14 protein-coding genes are annotated in these 9,931 nt (G+C 68.6%); 1 reads left to right on the forward strand and 13 read right to left on the reverse strand.

Going from position 1 to position 9,931, the window contains the following annotated elements; translation table 11 throughout:
* Nucleotides 1-225: 225 nt before the first annotated feature.
* Entirely contained in the window at nucleotides 226-669 is a 444-nt protein-coding gene (locus Psi02_RS37850) for a helix-turn-helix domain-containing protein (RefSeq protein WP_203980744.1), read from the reverse strand.
* 301 nt (nucleotides 670-970) lie between these two features.
* On the opposite strand from Psi02_RS37850, the gene Psi02_RS37855 reads away from it, so the two are divergent.
* A complete protein-coding gene (locus Psi02_RS37855; protein WP_203980745.1) occupies nucleotides 971-1,624 on the forward strand; it encodes a phospholipase in 654 nt (217 codons plus the stop codon).
* Nucleotides 1,625-1,637: 13 nt separating this feature from the next.
* On the opposite strand, the gene Psi02_RS37860 is transcribed toward Psi02_RS37855, so the two are convergent.
* The 12 genes from Psi02_RS37860 to Psi02_RS37915 all read right to left on the reverse strand — a co-directional run bounded on the left by Psi02_RS37860 (nucleotide 1,638) and on the right by Psi02_RS37915 (nucleotide 9,725).
* Nucleotides 1,638-2,837, reverse strand: coding sequence for an MAB_1171c family putative transporter (locus Psi02_RS37860; RefSeq protein ID WP_203980746.1), 1,200 nt, complete (start codon nucleotides 2,835-2,837; stop codon nucleotides 1,638-1,640).
* Complete coding sequence (locus Psi02_RS37865) at nucleotides 2,837-3,265, reverse strand: hypothetical protein (protein WP_203980747.1); 429 nt, start codon at nucleotides 3,263-3,265, stop codon at nucleotides 2,837-2,839. Before Psi02_RS37865 ends, Psi02_RS37860 begins: the two co-directional genes overlap by 1 nt.
* Before the next feature lie 548 nt (nucleotides 3,266-3,813).
* Nucleotides 3,814-4,152, reverse strand: a complete 339-nt coding sequence (locus Psi02_RS37870) for a gas vesicle protein K (protein ID WP_203958306.1) — start codon at nucleotides 4,150-4,152, stop codon at nucleotides 3,814-3,816.
* Nucleotides 4,133-4,375 (reverse strand): gas vesicle protein, encoded by a 243-nt coding sequence (locus tag Psi02_RS37875; RefSeq protein ID WP_203980748.1) that lies wholly within the window; start codon nucleotides 4,373-4,375, stop codon nucleotides 4,133-4,135. The genes Psi02_RS37870 and Psi02_RS37875 overlap by 20 nt, the downstream gene beginning before the upstream one ends.
* Nucleotides 4,372-5,289: a GvpL/GvpF family gas vesicle protein gene (locus Psi02_RS37880; RefSeq protein ID WP_203980749.1), complete on the reverse strand. Its 918-nt coding sequence runs from the start codon at nucleotides 5,287-5,289 to the stop codon at nucleotides 4,372-4,374. The genes Psi02_RS37875 and Psi02_RS37880 overlap by 4 nt, the downstream gene beginning before the upstream one ends.
* Nucleotides 5,282-5,800 (reverse strand): gas vesicle protein GvpJ, encoded by a 519-nt coding sequence (gene gvpJ / locus Psi02_RS37885; protein WP_239095503.1) that lies wholly within the window; start codon nucleotides 5,798-5,800, stop codon nucleotides 5,282-5,284. The genes Psi02_RS37880 and gvpJ (Psi02_RS37885) overlap by 8 nt, the downstream gene beginning before the upstream one ends.
* The gene (gvpO, locus tag Psi02_RS37890; RefSeq protein WP_239095504.1) at nucleotides 5,797-6,198 is read right to left on the reverse strand and encodes a gas vesicle protein GvpO; all 402 of its coding nucleotides are present in this window, start codon (nucleotides 6,196-6,198) and stop codon (nucleotides 5,797-5,799) included. The genes gvpJ (Psi02_RS37885) and gvpO overlap by 4 nt, the downstream gene beginning before the upstream one ends.
* 6 nt (nucleotides 6,199-6,204) lie before the next feature.
* On the reverse strand, nucleotides 6,205-6,438 hold the full coding sequence (locus tag Psi02_RS37895; RefSeq protein WP_203980750.1) for a gas vesicle protein GvpG: 234 nt from the start codon (nucleotides 6,436-6,438) through the stop codon (nucleotides 6,205-6,207).
* Nucleotides 6,439-6,464: 26 nt separating this feature from the next.
* The gene (locus tag Psi02_RS37900) at nucleotides 6,465-7,259 is read right to left on the reverse strand and encodes a GvpL/GvpF family gas vesicle protein (protein ID WP_203980751.1); all 795 of its coding nucleotides are present in this window, start codon (nucleotides 7,257-7,259) and stop codon (nucleotides 6,465-6,467) included.
* 1 nt (nucleotide 7,260) lies between these two features.
* Entirely contained in the window at nucleotides 7,261-7,671 is a 411-nt protein-coding gene (gene gvpJ / locus Psi02_RS37905) for a gas vesicle protein GvpJ (protein WP_203980752.1), read from the reverse strand.
* Between the two features lie 152 nt (nucleotides 7,672-7,823).
* A complete protein-coding gene (locus Psi02_RS37910; protein WP_203980753.1) occupies nucleotides 7,824-9,107 on the reverse strand; it encodes an SRPBCC family protein in 1,284 nt (427 codons plus the stop codon).
* 6 nt (nucleotides 9,108-9,113) lie between these two features.
* Nucleotides 9,114-9,725: a hypothetical protein gene (locus tag Psi02_RS37915; RefSeq protein WP_203980754.1), complete on the reverse strand. Its 612-nt coding sequence runs from the start codon at nucleotides 9,723-9,725 to the stop codon at nucleotides 9,114-9,116.
* Nucleotides 9,726-9,931 lie beyond the last annotated feature (206 nt).

Genomic DNA, 9,931 nt, shown 5'->3' on the forward strand with positions numbered 1-9,931 from the left:
CCTAGCTCCCGATGCCACCGCTGCTCTGCCGTGGATCACGGTTGCCGGGTCGCCCGGCAGTCCGACTTGTTGATGGACCTGGGGGAGCGGGACCACCGAATCAGGATGTGCCGGCGCCGGCCACTGGGGCGACAGCCGCGATGAAATCGCGGGCCACAAGAGCCTCGCTTGCGAACGCGGAAAGTCGGCCCGCGCGCCGGACGGCCGATCGAACGTTCCCCCGTGTCAGGAGGCGTCGTCGGGAGCGATGCCCGGCAGTCCTTCGAGTTCGCGCACCCGCTCGACCATGTCGGTGATCGCGTCCAGGCTCTTGGGGGACAACCCGGAGGCGCGCAGCGCGATCTGCCGGACCGAGGAGTCGCGCAGGGCGCTGAGCAGTTGGAGCTCGGCGTCGATCTGCTCGGTCGCCGCGTCGTCGAAGAAGTACGCGGGCGGCACGCCGAAGAAGCCGGCCAGGGCTTCCAAGTGTCGTTTGGTCGGGTTGTCGCGTATGCCCTTGCGCAGTTGCCAGACGTAGGTGGCCGAGATCGTCGGGCCGCCGCTCTCGCGCACGGCTTCGGCGACATCTTCGAGGCTGTACTCCCCGCCGCCGCGCGGGCGCACGGTGGCGAACAGGTGGTTCAGCTTGTCCGCCAGTGTCCGCTCGGTGCGCGGTTCGGCGTCGGCCATCGATCTTCCTCCCCGTGCGCTCACCGTGGTGGACCCTGCTCGGCACTCCCAGCTTACCAGCCAGAGTAAATGGCGTCCCCCGTCATGGATTCATGGTAGTTGACACTCATTTAATCTCGGTTTAAATTCACAGCGTCTACATCAACTGAGATAAACGCGAGGCTGTCGAGCGCATCACATCGGGCCATCCACACAGCAGATGTGCGGTGCTCGCGTTCGTCGAAATCTCCCGCACGAGCCGCCGAGCCGGGCGGCCGAAAGACGTTCCCCCGTGTCCTTCGCACCCCCCGAAAGGAAACACATGAGAATGCGCACCGGCGTCGCCGGGCTCGCCGTCGCCGCCGCGGCACTGGGAGCCATGGTCGCGATCTCGCCCGCCGCCTCCGCGGACCCGATCCTGAGCGCGACCGCGCTCAGGGCGAAGACCGACCAGTACCTCTTCAGCATCTCGATCGGCACATTCCTCACCAACCGGGGCTACAAGTACTACATCACCCAACTCGACTGGAGCTCCGACGGCTGCTCGACCCCGGGCCTGAAGGTGAACAAGCCAGGCGGATTCAACTTCTTACCCTCGTGCCAGCGTCACGACTTCGGCTACCGCAATTACAAGAAGCAGAGCAGGTTCAGCGAGCCCAACCGTGCGCGCATCGACAGCAATTTCAAAAAGGACATGTACAACGTCTGCAACGGCTACAGCGGACTCCTGTCGGCATTAGGTGTGGCGTGCCGCCGATATGCCGACGTCTATTACAACGGGGTGCGCATCTTCGGCAACGCGTCCGCACCCGCCGACGGGTCCCCCACCGCACCCCCCACCGCGCCCGTGACCGACGGCGACATCCGGGTCGACGCCACCGAGATGGCAGCTGTGGATCTGGAGATGGCCGCCGCGCTGGCCGAACTGGGCATGACGCCGGACGAGGTCGAGGCGGCCGGCACTCCCGTGGAGTAGCGAGCCACCCCGATCAGTACGTCCATTTGCGGCGGCGGTAGGCGCGGGCGACATCCCGGAGGAAGACGATGTCGCTGTCGAGGTCGCCGCCGCCGTGCACGGCGGGCGGCGCCGGTGAGCCCGACGGGCGGGCGCCGCCCGCCTTGGCGCGCAAGGCGGCGCTCAGGGTGGCCGCCTCGACGAGTGCGTCCAGCTTGGGGCCGGTCAGGCCGCTCGCGGCGGCCTCGCCGCAGGTGGCGGCGACCGTCTGAGCGTCGAGGTAGCGCAGCAGGGTCAGCCGGCCGTCGCGGATCTCGATGACCCGCCGGTACAGGCGCAGGCTGAGATTGCGGGGCCAGAGCATCTCGACGAGCCGCGAAGCCGGCGGCGCGAGCGCGATGTGGGGAACGGCTCGATACAGCGCGACCCACAGCGGACGCAGCCCGTGGTAGCTGCGGTATTGCTGGAGCCAGCCCAGCATCTGCGGCAGGCGCACCCGCGGCCCCCACACCGGCATGGTGAAGCCTGCCACGATGAGGACGTGCGCGAGCGGCGGCAGGAACTTGTCCACGTAGGCGCTGACAGCGTGGTCCAGGTACGGGGCTCGGAACCTGTGCTGCAGGAAGAAGAACATCTTGTGCACGTGGTAGGCGAGGGCGTCGACCGTGCCGACGACCGCGATGCGAACACCCCATCGCAGTGTGGGGCCGGCCGCCAGGTTGGCGTAACGCCAGCCGAGGCGTATCCAGCCCACACAGACCGGGGCCAGTTCGGCCAGATAGACGAGCCAGTATTCGAGGACCCAGGGCGTGGCGGCATAACGTTCGGCGAAGCGCACGTCGTCGACCGGGGTGTGGGCGAGCACGAAGAAGACGGTCATCGCCGCCACGCCGGCCACCGTCCACCACGCGTGCCGCAGGGACCGCGCTCTCGCCACCTCCGGTGGGTGATTCATGTAGGACAGCAACATCTGCAGTGACCAGATGACCAGCAGCATGCTGACGTGGCAGAGCAGGCGCGCGAGATTGGGCACGCCGGTGAACCTGCCGATCGCCGCGTAGGCCACCGGCGCGTTGGCGGTCTGGGAAAGGGCGAGGCCGCTGAGCGCGAGCAGGACCGCCGTCCTCATGGGATCGCGCGGGAGCCGGCGGGTGGAGATGATCCGCCACGCCAGCAAAACCCAGGTCAGGACGGCGGGTCCGTACAGACGGAGCCACTCGCCCCATACGCTCATCAGGTCTCGGGGCCGGGGGGCTGCTCGGACCACTCCAGCGCCGCCTGCAGCCGCTCGGAGATCGCTCCACCACGCGTCGAGGTCACCGACCCCGCATGTGCCCGCTGCCAGATGAGCGAGGCGAGCAGTTCAGCCTCCTGCTCCTCGACGGCCGAGTAGCCCGAGCGCCGCAGGACTCTGCGGACCATCTCCGGATCCAGGTGGGGCAACAGCCAGCGGGTGTCCTCCTCGGCCGACTGCGGCACCCGGTAGTGGTCGCAGAGGATATGGCTGAGTTCGTGCAGGATGATGTGTTCCTGGTGCGGCATCGTGGTCGCCTGCTCGTAGAAGATCACGTCGGCCGACTCGGTGGCCACCCACAGCCCGTAGACGCCGGCGCCGCCGGTCAGGGGCCGCAGATGGATGGGCCGCCCACGTTGCTCGGCCACGACCGCGCACAACCGCCGCACATCGAAGGGCACAGGAAGGGGCAGTTGCCGAACTCGGACCTCGCACTCGCGACGTAATCGCTTGAGCGTGCTCCCGTCGTGGCTCACAACTGCGCCCTTGAGGAGACAGAACAGCGGCCCCGATGGTCACGGCCCATCCCGGCCGTCATGCGAGTCATCTGCCCTCCCGCGTCAACCACGCAGCGCAAGAATTCACATATGGAAGATCGTATTCAGGACGCGAACAGCATGATCGGCGGGCACCGAGCAGCCCTCCCAGGCGGGTTCCGGAGCCGGGCAGCTCCGGCGGTGGCTGATCGGGCGGGGATGCCGCTTTCCGGATGGATGGGCATGGCCCGCGGCCCGAGCGTGTCGAAGTGGCGGTGATCTCGCAATCATCGCCGGGTGGGAAGGAAGCGGCAAGGAGTTTCCCGGCAATTAGCCTGAAATATCGGTCGAAAATGCGCTTGGTGGTTTGGCGTTGCCGGCGGCGCGTCCGGGTTCATCCGCGGCATCTGAATATCACCCACGCGGGTCGGATACCGCCGTCATCGATCCGTGGGAAGCAGGGTTCCGAGGGGCCCGAGGTCGAGATTGAGGTCGGCGGGCGACAGGCCGAAGCGCTCGCACAGCTCGGTCATCGCCTCCTCCAGGCGCATCAGGGTGAGCCCCAGGGTCTCGACCTGCTCCTCGGTCAGGTCACCCTCACCCATCCGCCGGATGCACTGCCGCTCGACGAGCTGGCGCACCAGCTCCACGAGCGTCAGGACAAGGCGGCTCAGGTCACGCTCGACCGCCTCGGGATCGGTGTTGAGGCGCCACCGGTCCGAACGTACGGTGTCCCGGCCGGGCCTGTCGGCGGCGTCGTCACCGCCAGGACGGCTCATAATCCGCCTCCGTCTCCGTCTCATCGGGGGCCCGCACGGACGCGATCAACGCCCGCAGCGAGATGCGGACGAGCTCGATGTCGGCGATGGACAACACGAGTTCCCCGGTCACGACGACCCCGCCCGCGAGCAGTCTGTCGAGAAGATCCACGAGGGCTATGCGCTCCGGCGGCAGGCGGCCCTCCTCGGCCAGGGCGGCGCCTCGGCGGATGTCCGGTGTCACCGCGCGCCTCCCTCCCGACCTCCCGTCTCGAGTTCCACCGCGGTGAAGGAGTAGGGCGCCCAGGGACCGGTGAGCTCCACGTCCATGGCCACGTCCATGACTTCGCCCAGCACGCCCATGCCGGCGCCGTGACCGGCGCCCGGCCCGGGGCCTGTTTCCGTACCGGTGCCCGTTCCCGGACCGGCTCCCGCCGCGGCCTCGCGGAAGGCCGCGACGGCCGCGGCGAACTCCGTGCTCCGCTCCTCTTCCACGAGATAGGCGCCGTTGAGGACCATCCACTCCTTGCGGCCGGACAGCTGCGGGTCCTGCGGGCGATGCCGGCGGCCGGCCACGGCGATCTCTCCCAGCGCGGCGTGAAGTCGCTCGGCACACGCGACCGCGTGGCGCCACAGGTCCTCACGGCTGCGCAGGTTCGCCTTGCGGCGCTGGAGATAGGCCGTTCCGGGACGGGCGGCCCTCTGCCCGACTGAAGTCTCACGCTCGGCAGCACCGCCGGGGCCGGCGTGGGACGCCGATTCCGGATCGACGTACGCCTTGACACCCCACTCCCGCCGGCCCGCGACACGTGACAGGACCGCGAGGAAGTCGTCGTGCCGCCGAGCGAGCAGTGCCCGGATCTGTTCCTCATCGCTGTAGACGGTCACCAGTCGCACCGGTGCCGTCGGCCCCGCCTCCGCCACACCCTCGACGACCCGGTGGTGGGCCCTGGCCACCTCGCCGACCCAGTCCAGGTCCTCCAGCAGGTGTCCCAGCGGCTCCTCGCCGAACTGATCCAGCGGAACGGTGCTCACGTAAGCCGCCAGATCTCCGCGGCTGATCTTGCGCACGGGCGCGTCGAGAACCCCTCGCAGCCTCAGGCACGCCTCGCCCGCCTCGCTGGTCACGGCGTACAGGTAGATGCCGGAGTCAGCCACCGCGCCACTCCCATCCGCGCCCGTCCGCCTCGCGCCTCTCGGCCCCGCGCACGTTCCCTCCGCGCACGTCCGCTTCGCGCCTGACGGCTTCGCGCCTGACGGCTTCGCGTCTTTCCGCACGTCTCTCGATTTCTCGAGGACGCTGTTCGGGCACGCGCATCGGGAGACCCTGACGCTCGTCCAGACGCTCCTCGATCGCGGCCAGGCGGTCGCGGAGCCGGCGGTTCTCGTCGGCGAGCTCCCGGTTCTTGCCCGTCAGCCAGGGATCGTGCTCCCACCAGTCGATGCCGAGCTCTCGTGCCGTGTCCACCGACGCGATCAGCAGCCGGAGCTTGATCGTCAGCAGCTCTATGTCGAGCAGGTTGACCCGGATGTCGCCCGCGATCACCACGCCCCTGTCGAGCACTCGCTCCAGGATGTCGCCCAGGTTGGAGGACTCGCGGCCGCCCATCATCGGCTGCATGGAGGAGGAGTCCCGCAGGACGGGCCTGGATCTGGCCGGATCCGTCATCGCGACGAACCCTCCCCGATCTCGCTCGTGCCGCGCCGGTAGCGCCGCAGCCGGCGGTAGGACCGCAGGTCTCCCTCCTCGTCCAGCTCGGCCTCGTACACGGCCAGGATGTCACCGGAGGACGGGATCCGGCGGTCCTCCACGATCTCCACGTGCACCGTCCAGCCGTCGTCGGCCGGTTCCACCAGCGTGACGGCCTCCGCGTCTCGCACGGTCAGGTCCGCGATGTACCGCAGACCCCGCTCTCCCGCGGTCACCGCCGTCATGGCGCGGCGCCGCCTGCGCGGCTCCGGCGCCCGCTCACCGTGTTCGACCATCACCGCCGCGATCTCGTCGAACTCCTCATGCTCGTACGCCTCCGCGGCCTGCTCGTCGCCTGCTCTGCGCCTGGGAGGCACAACATCTCACCCTCTCCGCGTGCCTGTCATCGTGCTGAGGATCCGCTCCACGGCCTCGGACTCCTCCTCCGCGGAGATCAGACCGGAGCGCCTGGCCTCCTCGAGCTCCTCCAACCGGCGCCTGACGACGGCCGGGTCCTTCAGCTCGTGTTCCACCTGTTCCTGAATCAGCTCGCCGAGCCGGATCACCGCCCGCACGGGCGCGACCGGCCAGGTGAAGATCAGACCGATCAGTCCCACTGGTTTTCCTCCCCTCCAGCGGCCCGCTAGGCCGAGGTGACGAAGTCGTACACGGCCATCGGTCCCAGGACGCGAACGTCGATCCGGTCCGCCCACTCACGCCGCAGTTCGCCGAGCACCATCTCGAAGTCGGCCTCCTGGTCCAACCGAACCATGAAGGCGACGTTCGCGGCGTCCCGCTCGTGGGTGGCGTCCCGGATGACGGCCGCCACGGTGCACGGGGCGAAGCAGTCGACCACGGTCTGCGTGTCGGCCTCCCGCTTGGCGGCGATCGCCTGGGTGATCAGCTCCCCGATGCGGATCCGCTCGCCGCGGGTCGCGTCCTCCGGCAGTCCGCGTATCTGGTCACGCAGCCGTCTGACCTCGGCATTGTCCGCGAGGATCTCGTGGAGCACCGAGCGCTCCCCGTAGGTCGCCCTGATGACGTACTGGACGTGCCCTTCGATCTCCTTCAGCGCGGCGACGAACTCGTCATGGTGCGGCTCCAGCAATTCGCCCACCACGGCCTCCGGCGACGTCAGCACGGCCCCGAACCTGAGAGGCAGCACCGGCACCTCGGCCGCGGCGCCGTCCAGCAACGCCTCGTGGCCGACGAGGTCCTCCGCGCGGCCGAGCGGACGGTCCACCGCGACATCACTGACCAGCGCGCCGATCTCGCCGTGCCGGATGAGTCTCACCCGCCCGGGCGGGTCGCCCACGCCGACGGCGTCCGGGCTGATGTCCACGTCCTCGGGCACGATTCCGTACACGTAGCAGGCGATGCCGCCTTCGCCCCGCGCGGCGGCCCCCACCGGCCGCGATGTTTCCGTAGAGCTCGACATCTCAGCCTCCGCTCCTTCGCCGCACACGTCGCTCCGGCTCGGGTTCCTCCACTGTGCCCGCGATGTAGTCGTGGAGTTTCTCCCCGGCGGCCTCGATCACTCCCTGGGCCACACCCTTGGACTTGTTGTGCGCCACGCCCTGCGTGACGTCGCCGATGAGCTCGGGAAGCCCTTCCTTGCTCTGTTCGAGGTCCAGCCGATTCACCGCCTCCGCGAACCGCAGGTAGGTGTCCACGCTCGCCACCACGACACGCGCGTCGATGGTGAGCACCTCGATGCCGACGAGCGAGACCCGGACGAAGGCGTCGATGACGAGGCCCTTGTCCAGGATTGTGTCGATGACGTCCGCCAGGCCCGAACCCGATGGGCGGTCCGGCAGTCCTCCGCCGCCCGAAGGAACGGTCACCGTCATTCCATCCACCTCCTTCTTACAAGGACCTCTCCGGCGGGGTCACGCCCCCGAGAGTTCACCCTCGATGTGACCCCACCAGGTGCTCGGTCTCCGGCGCTCTCAGACGTCCCGGCGCCGAGCGTCACCGCTTCCGGCGGCTCGCGGAGCCCGCCTCACCGGCCGTGCCGTAACGACGCCGATCCTCTCCTCGGCTCGGCCGGGGTTCTGCGCTGCCGTCGGCGCCCCTCGGACTCCTCGTCCTCGTCGGCCTCGTCTCGTTCCCTGGCCGGCCGTTCCTGCCCGCGTCTGCGCGCCGGACGCTCCGCCATCGGCCTGCGCGGCCTGACCGGCCGGGAGGGTGCCCTCTCGCGCTCCTCGGCCTCCGGCTCCTCGAACTCCTCCTCGCCCTCTTCTTCTTCAGGCTCCTCCTCAGGCTCCTCGCCCTCCTCGGACTCGGCCTCCTCCTCGTAGGGCTCTTCCTCTTCCGCCTGCTCGACGTCCTCCGGTTCGCGGCCCTCCCGCTCCTGCGCTTCCTTCTCCTCGCGCAGGGCGGTCTCCTGGTCCTTGACCACCTGGCTCTCGTGGATCTCGCCCCGCCAGCCCTCGACGTCGTCGGGATGCAGCAGGACCTGCGTCATGACATGCCGGCGGAAGTGCTTCAACTCCAGCCGCGCCCGCCTGCCCTGCGCACGCCAGAGGTTGCCGGTGCGCTCGAACATGCCCTGAGGGTGGTACTCCAGAACGAGCAGCACACGCGTCAGGTCGGGCGTGATCGCATGGAACGTCACCGCGCCGTCGACGAATCCCTTCGGCCCCTGCGAACGCCAGATGATCAGCTTGTCCGGCGTCTGCTCGACGATCGTCGACTCCCACGTACGGTGGGACCACCACACCTGCGCCTTCCAGTCGAGCTTCTCGTCGGCCTTCTGGTTGACGGTCTCGACCTTCTTCATGAAGCTCGGGAACTGCTCGAACTGGGTCCACTGGTCGTAGACGACGCGCAGCGGGGCGCCGATGTCGATGGACTCGACGATGTTGATCAGCTTGATCTTCTTTCCCTTGCCGCCCTTGCCTCCACCGACGCGGCTGAAGATCCCCTTGATCTTCTCCTTGGCATAGGTGGCGATAGCCGACCGCATGGGATGGCTTCCCCCGCCGTCCGACCCGGTCAGCGTGCCGATCAGTCCGGAGATCCCCGATCCCCCCGTCAGCGCGGAGAGCATCCCGGATCCGGACTTGCCGGTCACCGCCTCGATCAGGCCCGAACCGCCGTCCTCCACATAGCCGGTCAGTCGGCCCGCGAGCCCGTCCAACTTGCCCGTCACGTTGGAGAGCGCACGTTCGGCCACCGCCGTGGCCAGGTTCTGGAACTCCTGACCGAGCCTGGCCGTCGGCAACTCATTGATCCCTGCCTCGAACGGCCCTTCCCTCGTCTGCTCAGTCGCCTGCTCGGTCATGGCAGCTCACCTCCGAGCCCGTGTGACGGGCCTCGCCGGGCGCTGCGGCCGACGCCGCGGCTTCTCCTCGGGCTCTGTCTCCTCGGGCTCCTCGTATTCGTCGTCGTAGGGCGCCTCGTCGTACTCGTCCTCGAAGTCCTCTTCCGGCTCTGGCCGGGTGGGGGCCTTGGCCCTCTGTTTGGGAATGCGGCTCCCGATCTTTCCCGCCGCCCCACTCACGCGCCCGGCGGTCTCTCCCACCCGCCCGGTGGCCTCTCCCGCGACCTCACCGGCCTTTTCGCCCGCCTGTCCGGCGGCCTCGGTGGCGGCTCGCAGCGACTCGGCCCGCTGGTGCAGCCGGTCGCTCAAGGAGTCGATCTGCTTGCTCGTCGCGTTGACCGCCGCCGCCTTGCCGATCTCCAGCAGGTCACCACGCACGCGTTCGGTGATCTTCCCGAGTTCTGGGGAGGCTCCGCCGAGCAGCTTGGTGCCCTGTTCGAGTAGACCGCCCACGCCGCCGGCCTTCAAACGTCTGGCCAGCACGGCCATTGCCAGCGTGGCCGCCAGCCTGAGCTTGTGGTGCCTGCCTAGGTAGTAGCCGGCGACCACAGCCGCCGCGACCTTGCATTCGTCCTTCATCGTCGCTCCTCACGCGCTTGCCCTGCCAGATTCGGCGTGTCGCCCCGGATTCCCCTGGCGGGCCGCCAGACCAGCGAATCCCCTGCCCCTTAAACGGACACAGAAACACATATGGCCGCATACATCGCAAAATCGTCAGATGGGTTATTACTTCAACATCTGACTGAACTGCTCGGACATGAGGTCTTTGGGTGATTCGAGGGGTG

The organism is Planotetraspora silvatica (assembly GCF_016863315.1).
GTDB lineage: Bacteria > Actinomycetota > Actinomycetes > Streptosporangiales > Streptosporangiaceae > Planotetraspora > Planotetraspora silvatica.